The 15,393-nt window shown below is 40.9% G+C and carries 14 protein-coding genes and 1 pseudogene; 13 read left to right on the forward strand and 2 right to left on the reverse strand.

The window, feature by feature from the left end; all coding sequences use genetic code 11:
- Positions 1 to 107 precede the first annotated feature (107 nt).
- Positions 108 to 1,043, forward strand: a complete 936-nt coding sequence (locus Aba26S_RS01600; RefSeq protein ID WP_043969845.1) for a LysR substrate-binding domain-containing protein — start codon at positions 108 to 110, stop codon at positions 1,041 to 1,043.
- A gap of 94 nt (positions 1,044 to 1,137) precedes the next feature.
- Here Aba26S_RS01600 and Aba26S_RS01605 read toward each other — a convergent pair whose 3' ends face one another.
- Positions 1,138 to 2,802, reverse strand: coding sequence for a BCCT family transporter (locus Aba26S_RS01605; protein ID WP_043969846.1), 1,665 nt, complete (start codon positions 2,800 to 2,802; stop codon positions 1,138 to 1,140).
- A 538-nt stretch (positions 2,803 to 3,340) separates the two neighbouring features.
- On the opposite strand from Aba26S_RS01605, the gene Aba26S_RS01610 reads away from it, so the two are divergent.
- The 11 genes and pseudogenes from Aba26S_RS01610 (at position 3,341) to Aba26S_RS01650 (ending at position 13,195) form a co-directional block, all read left to right on the forward strand.
- Positions 3,341 to 4,531, forward strand: a complete 1,191-nt coding sequence (locus Aba26S_RS01610; RefSeq protein WP_043969847.1) for an aromatic ring-hydroxylating dioxygenase subunit alpha — start codon at positions 3,341 to 3,343, stop codon at positions 4,529 to 4,531.
- 1 nt (position 4,532) lies between these two features.
- On the forward strand, positions 4,533 to 5,963 hold the full coding sequence (locus Aba26S_RS01615; protein WP_043969848.1) for an aldehyde dehydrogenase family protein: 1,431 nt from the start codon (positions 4,533 to 4,535) through the stop codon (positions 5,961 to 5,963).
- A gap of 27 nt (positions 5,964 to 5,990) precedes the next feature.
- A pseudogene (locus Aba26S_RS21315) lies at positions 5,991 to 6,152 on the forward strand (rubredoxin); the annotation flags it as partial.
- A complete protein-coding gene (locus tag Aba26S_RS01620; protein ID WP_227541460.1) occupies positions 6,141 to 7,343 on the forward strand; it encodes an FAD-dependent oxidoreductase in 1,203 nt (400 codons plus the stop codon). The pseudogene Aba26S_RS21315 and the gene Aba26S_RS01620, both read left to right, overlap by 12 nt.
- A 17-nt stretch (positions 7,344 to 7,360) precedes the next feature.
- Positions 7,361 to 8,677 (forward strand): FAD-binding oxidoreductase, encoded by a 1,317-nt coding sequence (locus Aba26S_RS01625; protein WP_043969850.1) that lies wholly within the window; start codon positions 7,361 to 7,363, stop codon positions 8,675 to 8,677.
- A gap of 11 nt (positions 8,678 to 8,688) precedes the next feature.
- Positions 8,689 to 9,042, forward strand: coding sequence for an ethanolamine utilization protein EutQ (locus Aba26S_RS01630; protein WP_043969851.1), 354 nt, complete (start codon positions 8,689 to 8,691; stop codon positions 9,040 to 9,042).
- Positions 9,043 to 9,187: 145 nt separating this feature from the next.
- On the forward strand, positions 9,188 to 10,363 hold the full coding sequence (locus Aba26S_RS01635) for a hypothetical protein (RefSeq protein ID WP_043969852.1): 1,176 nt from the start codon (positions 9,188 to 9,190) through the stop codon (positions 10,361 to 10,363).
- A gap of 80 nt (positions 10,364 to 10,443) precedes the next feature.
- Positions 10,444 to 11,061: a MarC family protein gene (locus Aba26S_RS01640; RefSeq protein WP_043969853.1), complete on the forward strand. Its 618-nt coding sequence runs from the start codon at positions 10,444 to 10,446 to the stop codon at positions 11,059 to 11,061.
- A 172-nt stretch (positions 11,062 to 11,233) separates the two neighbouring features.
- Positions 11,234 to 11,359, forward strand: coding sequence for a hypothetical protein (locus tag Aba26S_RS21570; RefSeq protein WP_264756166.1), 126 nt, complete (start codon positions 11,234 to 11,236; stop codon positions 11,357 to 11,359).
- Positions 11,331 to 11,690 carry an NUDIX domain-containing protein gene (locus Aba26S_RS01645; protein WP_227541455.1) on the forward strand — a complete coding sequence of 120 codons (360 nt, stop codon included), beginning with the start codon at positions 11,331 to 11,333 and terminating at the stop codon, positions 11,688 to 11,690. Before Aba26S_RS21570 ends, Aba26S_RS01645 begins: the two co-directional genes overlap by 29 nt.
- Before the next feature lie 335 nt (positions 11,691 to 12,025).
- The gene (locus Aba26S_RS01650; RefSeq protein WP_043969854.1) at positions 12,026 to 13,195 is read left to right on the forward strand and encodes an MFS transporter; all 1,170 of its coding nucleotides are present in this window, start codon (positions 12,026 to 12,028) and stop codon (positions 13,193 to 13,195) included.
- A gap of 1 nt (position 13,196) precedes the next feature.
- On the opposite strand, the gene Aba26S_RS01655 is transcribed toward Aba26S_RS01650, so the two are convergent.
- Positions 13,197 to 14,687: an amidase gene (locus Aba26S_RS01655; protein ID WP_043969855.1), complete on the reverse strand. Its 1,491-nt coding sequence runs from the start codon at positions 14,685 to 14,687 to the stop codon at positions 13,197 to 13,199.
- A gap of 202 nt (positions 14,688 to 14,889) precedes the next feature.
- Here Aba26S_RS01655 and Aba26S_RS01660 point away from each other — a divergent pair, with 202 nt between their 5' ends.
- Positions 14,890 to 15,369 carry a hypothetical protein gene (locus Aba26S_RS01660; protein ID WP_026040133.1) on the forward strand — a complete coding sequence of 160 codons (480 nt, stop codon included), beginning with the start codon at positions 14,890 to 14,892 and terminating at the stop codon, positions 15,367 to 15,369.
- The last annotated feature ends 24 nt before the right edge of the window (positions 15,370 to 15,393 follow it).

The following is a 15,393-nucleotide window of genomic DNA, read 5'->3' on the forward strand; positions in this document are numbered from 1 at the left end:
AGCGACATCACAAGGAAGTCCATTTGAACTTTTAGCTGCCTTTGTCTGAACAAGGTGGTCAAACATAAGTGTTCGACATGGATATAGAGGACAAATGAGGAGTGTCCATGAGAATTAAACCATTGCCACCCATGAACAGTTTGATTGTATTTGAGGCGGCAGCACGCCATCTGAGTTTTACTCAGGCAGCAAATGAACTGAATGTGACTCAAGGTGCAATAAGTCGCCAGATTAGGCAACTCGAAGAATATCTAGGGAAGGAGTTATTTGTCCGTGCCAATCGCAATATTGTTTTAACGCCGACTGGCTTACAATATTATCAAACGATTTACGGGGCTTTACAGGATGTGTCTCAAGCAACAGCTGAAATTAAAAAATGGCAGGGAGAGCATCAAGTAACTGTGGTCACAACCAATGCTATGGCAGCCTTGTGGTTATTGCCTAAAGTGGCGAGTTTTCAACAAAATGAAGGCATTGATTTAAGAATATTAACTACCGAGAATATTCTTGACCTGCATAAAATGGATTATGACCTAGCTTTATTTTACTGCAAAGTACCTCCACTCGAGATGAAAGTTACGCCTTTATTCCCCGAAGAAGTTTTCCCAGTTTGCAGTCCTAGCTATCTGGCTCAGTTTCAAGAAAAAAGTCCAGAAAACATCTTTGGAAAGAGTTTGCTGTCACTAGATGAGTCGCAAAAAGATTGGGTCAATTGGGCTGAATGGTTTACCTTGGTGGGATATCCGATGTTCAAGCCTAAAAGCAGAGTCAATATTAACAATTACCCACTGCTCATTCAGGCGGCCATTAATGGTCAGGGTGTAGCTTTGGCATGGGGATCTTTAGTCGATGATTATTTAGAAAGTGGGGCATTGGTTCGTCCTGTTGAAACAGTATTACGTACCCAAGCCAATTTTTGTATGTTAGAACCTACTGATAGAGGAGTTATTCCTTCTACAGTCAAACAGTTCCGTCAATGGCTCTTAGAGCAGTTGCCGAGACAAGTTGGGCAGAAAGGTTTGAATGAGCTATTATTAAGTTAGTTGTATTGAAGTAGAAATAGCTTTTTCCAGCCTATACTCTTTAAAAGAGAACCGTTTAAAAAGGGTTCTCTTTTTTATAATGACTCTAAGAAGGTTAAATTTCAGTCCTACTTGCTGGATGCTTTGCTACAACCGCAATATTGGCAATGTCTTCCTGTTTAAATGCCTTCATTAAGGCAAACATTGAAATGGTGAGGAAAACGATAATTGGAAAGCCAAATAGAATGACAGCGGCTTGAATTGTTTTTAGGCCACCTGCATAGAGTAAACCTAAACTAATTGCGGTAACGAATAGACACCAAATGATTCGAATACGAATGGGTGTATCCTTTTCGGAGCGCGTATCTAGAAAACAGAGCACATGAGTACCAGCATCTTGTGAAGTCACGAGATAGGTAATCAGTAACAGACAGGTCGCCATACTGAGGATTGATCCGAATAATCCACTATCTATGGCATTAAATAATTCAAATACAGCCAGCGTATTATCTTGTTGAGTTGCTTTTACAATTGGCCCACCCTTAAATTCAACAGCAGCAGGTGTGATTGCAGATGCTTGATATATGACCGTATCCGCAGGTGGCGCGATTTGATTCTCAATCAATGTAGTTTGTTGTTCAAAACTTTTACGAACATCTTGTTCAATTTTGAGGGCTGAACCACCAAATACTGCAAACCAAAAGAAAGTCACTAAAGTTGGAACAATCAGCACACCTGAAATGAGTTGGCGAATGGTACGTCCTTTAGAAATTTTGGCAATAAACATCCCTACAAACGGCGCCCATGTCGGCCACCATAGCCAGTAGAAAGCGGTCCACCAGTTTTGCCAATCTGAATCTTTTTGGGCATCACTCCATAAACTCATCCCAATAAAGTGAGATGTATAGTTACCGATGCCTTCGATATATGAGTTGGTGATATAGCGTGCAGGGCCGATAAACATCAGAATTAAAATGAGTAGGATGGATAAGATAATATTAACTTCAGAAAGACGGCGCATACCTGTGCCAATACCACGTACAACGGAGAAGGTCGCAATACTCGACAATGAAATCATGAGAATAAATTGAACAGTGACACTGACTTCTATATTAAAAACTTTATGTAAGCCTGCATTAATCTGTAATACACCAATGGCGAGCGTTTGAGAAATACCGAAAGTTGTAATAATAATCACAAGTATGTCAACGATATGCCCGATTGGACCATAAATACGATCGCCAATAATAGGATGCAAAATTGAACGTAATGAAAAGGGTAAGCCTTTGCGAAATGAAAAGTAGGCAATAGCTAAAGCGGCTAAACAATAAATCGACCAGGCGTGTAAACCCCAATGAAAATAGGAAATTTGCATTGCCATGCTGGCTGCTTCATCGGTTAAGCCTTGGGTAAATGGGTTGCTTGCATAATGGTTCATCGGTTCGGCGACACCCCAAAACACCAAACCAACCCCCATAGCACATGAAAATAGCATGGAGATCCATGCAAAATAGCTATATTCAGGTTGATCAGTATCTTTCCCGATTTTAAGTAAGCCGTATCTGCTACACATCACATACAGCAAAAAAAAGCACATTGCCGACACAGAAGACAAAATAAACCACTTCATATTGTGTAATAAAACACTGGATAGATCGGCAAATATTTTTCCTGCGGAATCTGCGAAAACAGCACAAAATATAACGAATGCAACTACCAGTACTTTTGAAATTATTGAAACGACTGAATGAGAATCAGTGGCCCCTGTTGTTGTACGCATAACTCCTCCTTGGATGCGTTGCAAATAGCTAAAAACCATTAGCTATCAGATGCGAATAATACAGAGTAGTAATGAGGAGGAAGAACACTCAACTGATTTATTCTCATTCATCAGTGAGTTTTAATCATGGAAGATGATGAGAGCTCTTGCATCAGTCTTTTTTGAGCTGTAAATGAAATTTTCCTCTCCTTTTAAAAGGATGAGTGTCGTGATGCGCAAGAGGGAGCAGGTTTATATGAAGAATCACCTCATTCTCATTTACAGGCCTCATCCCCAAGGCAGAAGGGACTTTCAACAACAATTTTTTATCAATGATTGTTTGTTTTTTGACTTTTGAAAGAGCGCTATTTTTTTAATATTTAATTCCGTCAGGCAAATTTAATCTAAAGAGCATGATTAAAACTCATAGACACCTAGCTAAAAAGTCGTTTGTGAGACAACTCGATATTTAACACAATCTCCAAAGAAATAGCAGAGTGTGCAAATCATCTCAGCGCAGGGAGTTCTGCATTCATTCAAATATAAGGGAGATCATCAGATGAACAGTCGAGTTAGCCAACAATTAATTACGGTTCAGCAAGTTGATAATGTTTTAAATCCAATTACTGAATCTAATGGCATGCCCAATTTAGCTTATACCAGCAATGAATATTTTAATTTCGAACGTGACAATATTTTAAGTAAAACATGGGTGTGTGTGGGTTTTGCTTCAGATTTACCTAAAAATAGTTATGTAAAGCCAGTAAATTTTATGGGTATGCCATTGGTTATGATGCGTAACCGCGATGGCTTAGTTCAAGTATTTCATAATGTATGTAGCCATCGTGGCATGCAATTGGTACATGATCAAGGTGCGATTGAAGGCGTTATTCGCTGTCCATATCATTCATGGAGTTATGACCTGAATGGTAATTTAAAAGGTACTCCGCATGTCGGTGGAATTGGCCAGCATAAAGATGAACGCTTTAAATGTGAAAAACATGGTTTAAAGGCACTCCGTTCTGCGATCTGGATGGATATGGTCTTCGTTAATATTTCTGGCGATGCCGCATCTTTTGAAGATCATATCGCACCATTAATGCAGCGTTGGAAGCCTTTCCTAGGTGAAAACGGTTTAGAGCTTATTCGCAGTAGTAATGTGGGTTCACATTTTGAACTGCCAGTAAAAAGCAATTGGAAGCTTACCGTTGAAAATTATTGTGAAGCCTATCATTTACCATGGGTGCATCCTGCATTAAATACCTATTCTAAGCTTGAAGATCATTACAACATCATGTTCGAAGACCGTTTTGCAGGCCAGGGAAGTTATAAATACAACCTATCAGCGACAGCAGGCACCCATTTACCAAAATTCCCAAGTTGGCCTGAAGATCAACTACGCCATGCAGAATATGTTGCTGTATTTCCAAACGTATTGTTAGGTATTCAGGCTGATCATGCATTTGCCATGATGATTGATCCAATTGCTCCAGAACAGACCTTAGAAAGGCTCCGTCTATATTACGTCAGCGATGAATCTTTAAATGCGAAATATGATGCATGCCGTGAAGCAACATTAGAATCATGGAAGGTGGTTTTTGCTGAAGATGTTTTTGCTGTCGAAAATATGCAGAAAGGTCGTCATTCTCCAGGCTTTGGTGGAGGTGTATTTTCACCTGAAATGGATTTACCCACACACTTTTTCCAAAAGTGGTTAGCGACTCAGGCCAAAGCTGCGTTGGAGGCCTAACATGCAACATTACCTGAACTATGTGAATGGTCAGTGGCGAGATTCAGCTCACCAATTTGAGGTGATCAACCCTGCAACAGATCAAGTTTTTGCAACCGTAGCTCGAGCAAGTATCGAAGATGCAGATGCAGCAATGGCTGCGGCTAGAGCTTGTGTAAACAGTGGTGCATTAATTGATGTGCGTCCTGCACAACGTACAAGCTGGATGTTAAAAGCAGCAGAAGCGATTCGTGAAATTGCTGAAGAGGGCGCATTAATCCTATGCCGTGAAAATGGTAAAAATGTTGATACAGCACGTGAAGAATTCGATGAAGCAGCTCGCTATTTCGAATACTACGCAGGTATGGCAGATAAAATTGAAGGAATTTCAGTACCTTTAGGTAAGGATTATATCGATTTCACTTCGTATATTCCAATGGGTGTATCTGTTCAGATTGTACCTTGGAACTTTCCTGTTTCAATCTGTGCACGTTCATTGGCTCCAGCTTTAGCAGCTGGCAATGCGGTGGTGATCAAGTCACCAGAAATTTCACCTTTGGGTATGGTTTTACTGATTAAAGCGATTGAAAAAGCAGGCTTTCCACAAGGTGCCGTGAACTTACTGTGCGGTAAAGGCTCCGAAGTGGGTACTCATCTGGTTAAACACCAAGAGACCAACCACATAGTATTTACAGGTTCCGTAGTAACAGGTCAGCGTATTTTAAAAGATGCGGCTGAACGTGCAACACCTTCTGTAATGGAATTGGGCGGTAAGTCAGCCGCTATCGCTTTTGCAGATGTTGATCTAGATCAGTTACTACGTAGCGTTAAAGTCGGAATTTTTTATAACTCAGGGCAAGTCTGCTCAGCAATGTCACGATTATTAGTACACCGCAGTCGCTATGAAGAAGTTAAGGCAGCCGTTATTCATCTGGCAGAAAACCTAACAATAGGCATTGGTGAAAGTAATGCGGAACTTACACCAGTTGTTTCTAAAGATCAGCAGCAACAGATTCTTAGCATGATTGATAAGGCTCGTGAAGAAGGTGCAAAAATCTTAACGGGTGGTAAAGCAGCAGATCTAGACGGCTATTTTGTCTTACCTACGATTATTGAAGCAAAAGCAAATATGTTGATTGCTCAGGAGGAAGTTTTTGGTCCAGTTATGGTCGTTATGCCTTTTAATGATGAAGACCAAGCAGTTGCAATTGCAAATGGCACGGACTTTGGCCTTGTTGCGGGTGTATTTGGTGAAAATCTAAATCAAACACTTCGCGTGGCAAACCGACTGATTGCAGGTCAGGTCTTTATTAACGAATGGTTTGCAGGTGGTATTGAAACACCGTTTGGTGGTGTGGGCTTATCAGGTTTTGGTCGTGAGAAAGGGCAGGAAGCCATCTACAGTTATGTTCAGACTCGTAACATCGGTATTCGTTTGAAACATAGCGTGTAATTTGTAAGAAATAAGGAAATAGACAAGATGAGAAAGTGGTTATGTATTGTCTGTGGCTGGATCTATGACGAAGCGAAAGGTTGGCCTGATGACGGGATAGCGCCAGGCACAAAGTGGGAAGATATCCCTGATGACTGGATGTGTCCAGAGTGTCAGGTGGGTAAAGCTGATTTTGAAATGCTCGATATCACGGATGTTGAAGAGAACGAAATTCCTCAAGTGGTAACTGCCGTTATTGAGCCCGTGGTGATTATTGGTAGCGGCCATGCGGGTTATCAAGTGGCGTCAGCTTTACGTGCCCAATCTGCAGACTTGTCGATTACTGTATTTACTGCTGATGATGGGGCTTTATATAGCAAACCCGCTTTATCTAATGCTTTAGCATTAGGTAAAGATGGCGATAGTGTAGTTCGTGAGTCTGCTCTGAACTGGGAAAAACGTTTAAATATCCGCATTTATCCACATACCAAAGTGACTCACATTGATCGTGTTAATAAAAAGCTTCAAACCACAATTGGTAATTATCCTTATGGCAGACTCGTACTTGCTACAGGCGCAACACCAGTCGTCATTCCGATTGATGGTGATTCTACAGCAACAATAAGCGTAAATGATCTCGCGGATTATCGCCGTTTCCGTCAGCAATTATCAGATAAACAACACGTCACAATTCTGGGGAATGGACTGATCGGCTGTGAATTTGCTAATGATTTAGCTGCACATGGCATCAAAGTCACGGTTGTTGGTCTTGGCAAATGGGCAATGGAACGTCTTATTCCAGAACCATTAGGTTGTGCTCTACAAAATGCGCTAAACAAGTTAGGCGTGGAGTGGAAATTACAAAATAGTATCCGCTCTATTCAATCGGCAAACGGTCGTTACCAGTTAACACTCCAAGATGGTCAATCCATTGAAACTGACTTGGTCTTAAGTGCCGTAGGCCTGAGACCAAATATTGCACTTGCTCAAGCCGCTGGTCTAGAGACAGCATGCGGTATCTGTACTGGACTTGATCACCGTAGTAGTGATCCTGCAATTTTTGCTTTAGGTGATTGTGCCGAAGTGAATGGTCAGTGGGCGCCATATATCAATCCAATCACGCAAGCCTTACCCGCTTTGGTGAATAACCTTTTAGGCCAGTCAAATAATGCTGAGCTGAAATTAACACCGGTTTTAGTAAAAACTCCAATTTTGCCGTTATCAGTCTTACCTGCAATGGGGACAGGTGAGTGGAGAGTGGAACAACATAATGGTGAGCTAGCTGCTGGTTTCTACAATCAACAAGGTGAATTAACGGGCTTTGCATTGCTTGGTCAACAATTACAACATCACCGTAGTGAATGGCTAGAGAAACTAGATTCGTGTTCATCCACAGTTTAAGTTAAAGGAATAACAAAATGATTGCCTTACCAAATGATGATAGCAGCTGTGGCTGGTATGCGGCATTGCCTCCAACGGGCCCTGTTAAGAAGTTAATCGGTCCACAAAAAGCAGACTATGCCATTATTGGAGCGGGTTTTGCTGGATTAGCCGCAGCCCGTAGATTGGCAGAACTCAAGCCGAATGCCCGTATTATTCTAGTAGATGCTCAGCATGTGGCTGAAGGTGCCTCAGGTCGTAATTCAGGGTTTGTAATTGATTTACCCCATAAATTCGCTTTATCGCATCCAGACCCATCACATAAGCAAAAGTTGCTAAGTTTAAATCGTGCTGCAATTGCTCAATTACAGGAATTGGTCGAGCGCCATCATATTGATTGTCAGTGGTCGGCAGCAGGTAAATATCAAGGTGCGGTAGGTGAAAGAGGTGAAGCTCATCTCAATCATTTTGAACACCTAATGAAAGATTTAGGTGAACCCTATCGTTGGGTAGAAAAAGCAGAACTTAAAAAAGTACTCGGGACTGATTTTTACAGTCGAGCCATTTTTACTTCCGGTTCCTACTTAATGCAGCCAGCAGCATTGGTAAGAGGAATGGGTGATCATTTACCAGAGAATGTTGAGCTATTAGAGCAATCACCGATTCGTAACTTACAAAAAAATAATAACCAATGGGTATTAGAAGGTGATCATGGCTTGATTAGTAGCCCTAAAGTCTTGCTTGCAACCAGTATTTTTACGCGTGAATTTGGTTATCTCAAAAACCGTTTATTACCAGTCATGACCTTCGCAAGTTGGACGCGACCGTTGACTGATCAAGAAATGAAAATTTATTTGGGTGAACTCAATTGGGGACTGACACCCGCCGACCATGCTGGGACGACATTACGGATGACAGCAGATCGCCGTATTTTGATTCGTAATACTTATAAGCACGTACCGAAGTATGGTGCCAATGTGAGTGATGAGCAGCGACATTGGATACAGGCTGATCATCGCAAAGCCTTTTTAGCACGTTATCCGGCATTGACTGATGTGCCATTTACACATACCTGGGGTGGTGTGTACGCGATTTCGCGTAATTTCACGAACTTCTTTGGAGCATTGCAAGACGGTATATATGCAAGCGCTTGTGACAATGGGGTTGGCGCTGCTTGGGGAACAATATCAGGAACATTATTAGCTGACTTGGTTGTGGGAGCTGATTCTCAGGCTTTAAGCGATATTCAGTATGTAACAGGGATGCCAAGTTTAAATCCACCAGAACCATTTTTAGGTTTGGGGGTGAGAACGCGGATTAAGTTTGAAAAATGGCGTAGCCGTAGTGAATTGTAGGGAAGTGAAGAATGAGTGAAGTTCGTTTCGTCGATAGCCATCAACTGATTTTTAATTTGCGTGGTGAAACAGCTCAGGGTACTGCTTATGTTGCCAGAGCATTAGGAGCAGATGTTTCTCCAAATATGGGTGTCGGTTTTGCTCGTTGGGAAGGTGCGGAAGTGAGTTGGAAGTTACTTTATGACGAAGTTATTTTTGTCATTGAAGGCTGTTTTGAACTTACTGCAAATGGACAGAAGTACGAAGTCCGGCCAGGGCAGATGTTATGGATTCCTGAGGGTACAGAACTTATTTATGGTGGGCATGCCAGCTTTGGTTATGTAGTATACCCAGGCAATTGGAAAGAAATACATGGTTTATCTTGAACTTAACTCCATCAACTTTAAACTGAAAATTAATTTTAAGTGTTTGTTTTTTTAGATTATGACTCATATGAGCAAAATCTCTTGATTAAAAATGAGGGAGAAATAACCACAGATTTCTCTCCAATATCTATACAAGGAGATATGAATGCATAAGGTATTTAGTAAATTAAGTGTAGGATTATTTGCCGCTGGGGTGACACTTCCCAGTTTTGCAGCAATGACTTTGGGTGACCCAAAAACTGATACCGGTGCTGTGACGGTTTCAGGTGCATTGCGAGCCAAATATAATTATAAAGATTATGGTCCAAATATTGACTCGGATAATAGTATTAAGTTTGATGCTGCGATTGTGAATATCGCTTATGAATCACCTAAAGTATTTGGGAATGTACAGTGGCGTTGTTATCAATGGTCTGAATTATGTGATTTTTCAGCCTTGGTATCGGCTTATGCGGGTTATCGTTTAAACAATACAGATCATATTACACTTGGCTTACAGCCTGTACCTTTTGGCCCGAGTCGGTTTTGGGATAGCAGCTTTTATGCGGGTCTCAACTATACAATGGGGCTTCAAGATGTACTCAATCTAGGGATTAATTATCATACTGAATTGCCTTCAGCCACCCAAATTGATTTAGCATACTTTGCCCGCGATGGTGGCCATTATACTGGGACAGCAGATAAAGATATGGCTCGTTATTCTACTAATACAGTGAAAACAAATGATCCAACCATGACGAGCTTAAAAGAAAAAAATATGTTTGTAATGAGAGCCAAACAAGAGCTTAGCTTTTTCAATAATGATGACTTAGACATGGCTGTTGGCGGAAGTTACTGGTATTCAACGATTGAGAATCAACAGAATCATAAAGATGGCAATCGTAAAGCATGGTCATTATTTAATACGCTCAACTATCAAAACTTGGGAATAACCCTGACGGCTGGACAGATCAAAATAGACAATAAAGATCCAATTTCTAATTATTCAACATTTGGTTCATTTGATACCGCGTACAACATTGCAAATAGTGGCACTTTTTATTCAGTCGATCTGAACTATACCTTTAAGGATGTCATAAATGGACTAAATGTTACGCCTTATGTGGTCTTAAGTGGATTGGATAAAGATGAGCAGAATTATAAAAGCTCTCAGCGTAATATCATCGGCGCAGCTTGGAACTATAAGCAGATTTCGCTTTATTCAGAATATATCACCAGTAAAAATGACCCATTTATTGGGGGAACAGCAAATTCATTGGCGAGCGGCGATGATGGTCAGTGGAATAAGTTGTTGAACATTATGTTTGTTTATAACTTTTAATCATTTGTAAACAGCCGCACAAATTCTATCGTCCTTAGGCATGTGATTGACTTACTAAGGACGCCTTGGAGTATGGAAAAATGGCTTCTCCCTATCTGAGCACATTTCTCTTATTTTTCTCATTGTTGAATCCATTTCTGATGAGTGTCTATATGATTGGGTTAATTCGACATACAGACACTAATATATTTAATCGTGCATTGATACAAGGTGGGCTGATTGCTTACGTTGTATTTATACTTTTTGCTTGGGGAGGTGAAGCAATTTTTAGTAAGTATTTAAATGTGCGATTTGAATCATTCCAGATATTTGGTGGCCTTATTTTTTTAGTCATTGGTTATCGCTATGTTTTCCAAGGGGCAGATACCATTGGTGAAATGCGAGGAGCTCCAGAACATCTCGCGGGTACAGTCGCCATGCCTTTTATGATTGGCCCGGGAACAATCAGTGCGGCTGTGGTTACAGGGATGAAGATGTCCATTGCTGAGGCAGCGATTGTGATTGCATGTACGCTATTTTTAACATGTAGTGTATTAATCGTGATGAAACTTTCACACGATCATTTGCGTTATAAACATGCCAAATATATTGATCGCTATTTCGATATTGTTGGTCGACTTGCGGCACTACTTATTGGCACAATTGCAATTGATATGATTGTGAATGGGATCACCAGACTGGTAATGAAAACGGGTTAGAGGATCTGGTCTGAATGCTATGTTTTTATAATAGGAAAATTATTTTGAATGAGAAATAACATTGGGGTATTTTTTCAGTTGGTATTATTACTGCAATCGTTTATCGCCATAATCGTGCTGATATTCTGTATAAGATCTCAAATAACTTCGTCCAGATAAAAGGTATTACATCATGATTGAGAGTTTAAATTTAGCGCCGATAGTCGGTGTTGGCGTGATGATATTGGATGATGCAGATCAGGTCTTGTTGGGCTTGCGTATTAAAGCGGGTGAAGAGGCTTCCTGGTGGAAAAATTGAAGCAAGGGAAACTTTTGAGCAGGCCGCCGTTAGAGAAACGCTTGAAGAAACAGGCTTAAAATTAGAAATACAAAATATTAAGCCGTTTACCGCACTGATTGATCAATCTTCAACGATTGTAAATACCACGGTAGGACTATCGTGTCAGTTACACGATAATAAGATGAAGGCGCAAATTGTGGTCACCGAACCAGATATTTTTGAGAGATGGGCTTGGTTTAGCCTATCCAACTTACCCTCTAATTTATTTCCTGCATCGGAAGCAATGTTAAATGTTTGGAAAGAAGAAAAGCTGCTTGAGTCATGGGTTTCTTATCCGATCATGGCTTGAGATCAAGGTAGACCATGATTTAATCTGGTGAATGTATATTATTTTAAAGGTTTTTTTGCAATTTAAACCTAGGAGTAGGTCATAACAAAAGATGGTTTTGTGGGATGCGAAAATAAATAATAATGATGAAGTTTTATTCACATAGAAATGAACGTAGGCTCTATATTCGGATTTATATTCATTAGATCAATTATTCGAGAGGGTTTAGGGGTATGATGCTTTGATACAAGCCAGTATAAATGACGAAAGCATATATGTTTGAATGCGAGTTGAAGGTTCAGATAGAACGATATAAGCCGTTATTTTTAGGCTTAGCCAACGAATAAAATGAATCAATGCCATCACTGACCATCAATACCAGACTCGCAGGTTTCTATTTCTTCTACTACGCCATAGTCGGTACATTCATGCCATATTGGAACCTGTATCTTCAAGATCAGGGTTTCAATTATCAAGAGATCGGCATTTTATCTTCCATTGCCATTATTACCCGTTTTTTTGCACCGCTGATTTGGGGCTGGATTGCCGATAAATCAGGGAAGCGAATGCTTTTGGTGCGAATTGCGACATGGATGGAAGCCTGTATCTGGTTTGCCATATTTGTGATTCCAAATAGCTTCCAATCCGTGGCTTTGTTGATGCTGATTTTTAGCTTCTTCCAAAATGCAATTTTGGCGCAATTTGAAGGGGTGACCTTATTCTGGTTAGGTGAAAAACGTGCTGAGCTCTATGGCAAAGTACGTAAATGGGGCTCAGTCGGTTTTATTGTTGGTGTGTTTGTGATCGGTGCTTTGCTGGAAGTTATTCCAATTTCAATGCTGCCAATTTTACTGCTCTCTGTTTCATTTTTGGCTTTTCTCTGGTCATTTAGTATTAAAGAACCTGAACACGCACCGAGCTCGCAAAAAACACTTGAACCACTGCTGCCGATTTTAAAACGACCCATTGTCGCGGCCTTTTTTAGTATCGAATTTATTTTGCTATTTTCATTGGCGCCGTTTTATAGCTTTTATAGTAACTATCTAAAAGAAATCGGCTTTAGTACCACACAAATTGGCAGCTTATGGGCGATGGGGGTGATTGCTGAAATTGTCATGTTCGCAGTTGCACAAAAGCTGTTCTTTACCCGCTTTTCGTGGCGGACATTGGTGGTAATTTGCCTGATTTTGACCAGTCTACGTTGGTTCTTGGTTAGCATCTTTGCAACCCATTATATTGGGCAATTGCTTGCTCAATGCTTGCATGCCTTTAGCTTTGGCCTGTTCCATCTGATTGCCATGAAAGTGATTTTCCAAAACTTTACACCCGAGCAGCAAGGCCGTGGGCAAGCTTTGTATAGTACTATGTGGGGCCTAGGGGTGGCGTCTGGGAGTTTGTTGGCGGGGCATTATTGGCAAAGCTTTTCAGGCGCAACAATGTTCTTGTGCGCCAGTATTGTAGTCTTGTTTGGTTTGTTACTGGTGCCATGGCTGCCGAATCAAGTGGAAACAGCAGCCAAAACCTAGACTAGAGTTGGATTTGCTTATATTGTGGCATCCACGGTTGGGCTTGTTCCAGTTGAGCGGCAAGTTGTAACAAACGGTCTTCTCGCCCAAAGGGTGCAATAAACTGGCTACCGAGTGGCATACCATGTTTATTCCAGTACAACGGTACTGACATGGCCGGTAAACCCGTTACATTGGCGAGCTGGGTAAAAGGTACCCAACTTAAATTGTCTTGTACCATTTTCTCGACCAGTTTACCTTGCGCCAGATAATGCGCTTTACCAACTTTGAGTAAACCTTTTAGGATGGGTCTCTGCCAGACAGGCATGGCAACCTCGCCATTTTTTGGCGCGACAGAGGCTGTGCTTGGAGTGAGATACAGGTCGTATTGTTCAAAGAAAATATTCATTTGGGTGCTATACAGTCCCCAATTATTCAAGGTATGAATATATTCCGTCGCAGTAGTTTTAGCACCAAAAGCAGCTAATGCAATTGAATCCAGTTCGAAATCATGATCGCTAGCGCCTGCCATTTGCTTGATTTGTGCCTGCATATAAGAAAATTGACTAAACCAAGTGGTCACGAAGTCTTTGGCCAGTTCCATACCATCAATCTTTGGACGGTCTTCCACCACAATATGGCCCAATGATTCCAACAGCTTCGCTGTTTGTTGCACGGCTTGGATGGCATCTTTAGAAACTTTGGTGCCTATCGGTGACTGGGTATTAAATGCAATGCGGAGTTTCTTTGGTATTTGTTGAATCACATCAAGATACTTTTGTTCAGGCGCTTCAATTCGAAATAATGAGGTTTGTTCAGGGCCTTGCACTGCATCCAGCATGGCTGCACTGTCTCGAACGCTTTTGCTGAGTACATGTTGCATGGCAGCACCGTGCATGGCTTCACTAAATTGTGGCCCCCAAGGTGTACGTCCACGACTGGGTTTGAGTCCGAATAAACCACAATAAGAGGCTGGGATACGAATTGACCCGCCACCATCTCCAGCACCTGCAATCGGTACTAAACCACCTGCAACAGCTGAAGCAGCGCCACCAGAGGAACCACCACTATTGTGTTTTAGATTCCAGGGATTATGACATGCACCCCAAGCATCAGGTTCGGTAATCCCTTTAATACCAAATTCAGGGGTATTGGTACGCCCAAAAGTAACAATACCCGTTTTTTCCCAACGATTCACAATTTCTGCATTAAAGTCTGGGGTGTAATTGATGTTTTTGAGTGCCTGACAGCCATAGGAGGTCGGGATATCTTTATATTCTTGAAAGAGGTCTTTGACTAAAAATGGAACCCCAGCAAAGGGGCCTGTTAAATTTTGCTGAGCACGATGTTTAGCTTGTTCATACATGGGGATAATGATGGCATTCAGCTTGGGATTGACCAGATTGCTGCGTTGCAATGCAGTTTCGAGTAATTCAGAGGGATGGATTTGTTTGTTTTTGACCAGTTGTGCTAATCCAAGACCATCATATTGTATGTATTCGGAAAATTTCATGGCTTTTATCCCTAAAGCTAAATCTTTATAAAGTAAAAATAAATATAAGTTGTAAAATAGAATACCTGAAAAATTACTAAAACGATGAACTAAATTACATGGCAAAAATATTGTGTTTATATGGTTATGAATGCATGCTTTTATCCAAAAATATGCTAATTTAAGCTTATGCACCGTTTTAGATGACGACTTAATTAAATCTATGAAAAATATTTATATTATTGGATTATTATGGGCTTGCTCAACATGGACTATGGCAGAGACGGTCGTAAATAACAAAGCAACGGTAACACCGCCACAAGTAGCTAAAGCGAATGCGATTCGTGTCACGACTCGCCCTGAAATCATGGGATTATGGGGAATGGAAATTCCCAATAATAAAAAATGTGTCGAGTACTATAATTTCCGTGGTGCCAGTGATGTCGTGATCAAAAGTGGTCAAGAGTGGTCTTATGGCTTATACGATTATCAGCCATCAGAAGATCATAAAGAACGATTACCAGCGCTGATTCTACAGATTAAATATGACAATAATGAAACGGATTGTTCAGGTCAGAAGGAAGATCAGACAGGTGAGGTGTCCCAATATTTCGTGAAATGGGCAAATGATTCGACCATCGATTTTTGTGCTAGCGAAAAAGGTGATAAGTGTTTTGCAACGTTACGCCGTGTTTTACCCTAAAAGAGATCTGGAAATAAAAAAGCC

Origin of the sequence: Acinetobacter sp. NBRC 110496 (genome assembly GCF_000876115.1) — a bacterium.
Classification (GTDB): domain Bacteria; phylum Pseudomonadota; class Gammaproteobacteria; order Pseudomonadales; family Moraxellaceae; genus Acinetobacter.

Excerpts from the sequence above, each read along its gene's own strand:
- Aba26S_RS01630 (WP_043969851.1), top strand. The coding sequence starts at position 8,689 with ATGAGTGAAGTTCGTTTCGTCGATAGCCATCAACTGATTTTTAATTTG.
- Aba26S_RS01600 (WP_043969845.1), top strand. The coding sequence starts at position 108 with ATGAGAATTAAACCATTGCCACCCATGAACAGTTTGATTGTATTTGAG.
- Aba26S_RS01660 (WP_026040133.1), top strand. The coding sequence starts at position 14,890 with ATGAAAAATATTTATATTATTGGATTATTATGGGCTTGCTCAACATGG.
- Aba26S_RS01620 (WP_227541460.1), top strand. The coding sequence starts at position 6,141 with ATGCTCGATATCACGGATGTTGAAGAGAACGAAATTCCTCAAGTGGTA.
- Aba26S_RS01625 (WP_043969850.1), top strand. The coding sequence starts at position 7,361 with ATGATTGCCTTACCAAATGATGATAGCAGCTGTGGCTGGTATGCGGCA.
- Aba26S_RS01615 (WP_043969848.1), top strand. The coding sequence starts at position 4,533 with ATGCAACATTACCTGAACTATGTGAATGGTCAGTGGCGAGATTCAGCT.
- Aba26S_RS01655 (WP_043969855.1), bottom strand. The coding sequence starts at position 14,687 with ATGAAATTTTCCGAATACATACAATATGATGGTCTTGGATTAGCACAA.
- Aba26S_RS21570 (WP_264756166.1), top strand. The coding sequence starts at position 11,234 with ATGATTGAGAGTTTAAATTTAGCGCCGATAGTCGGTGTTGGCGTGATG.
- Aba26S_RS01640 (WP_043969853.1), top strand. The coding sequence starts at position 10,444 with ATGGCTTCTCCCTATCTGAGCACATTTCTCTTATTTTTCTCATTGTTG.
- Aba26S_RS01650 (WP_043969854.1), top strand. The coding sequence starts at position 12,026 with ATGCCATCACTGACCATCAATACCAGACTCGCAGGTTTCTATTTCTTC.
- Aba26S_RS01605 (WP_043969846.1), bottom strand. The coding sequence starts at position 2,802 with ATGCGTACAACAACAGGGGCCACTGATTCTCATTCAGTCGTTTCAATA.
- Aba26S_RS01635 (WP_043969852.1), top strand. The coding sequence starts at position 9,188 with ATGCATAAGGTATTTAGTAAATTAAGTGTAGGATTATTTGCCGCTGGG.
- Aba26S_RS01610 (WP_043969847.1), top strand. The coding sequence starts at position 3,341 with ATGAACAGTCGAGTTAGCCAACAATTAATTACGGTTCAGCAAGTTGAT.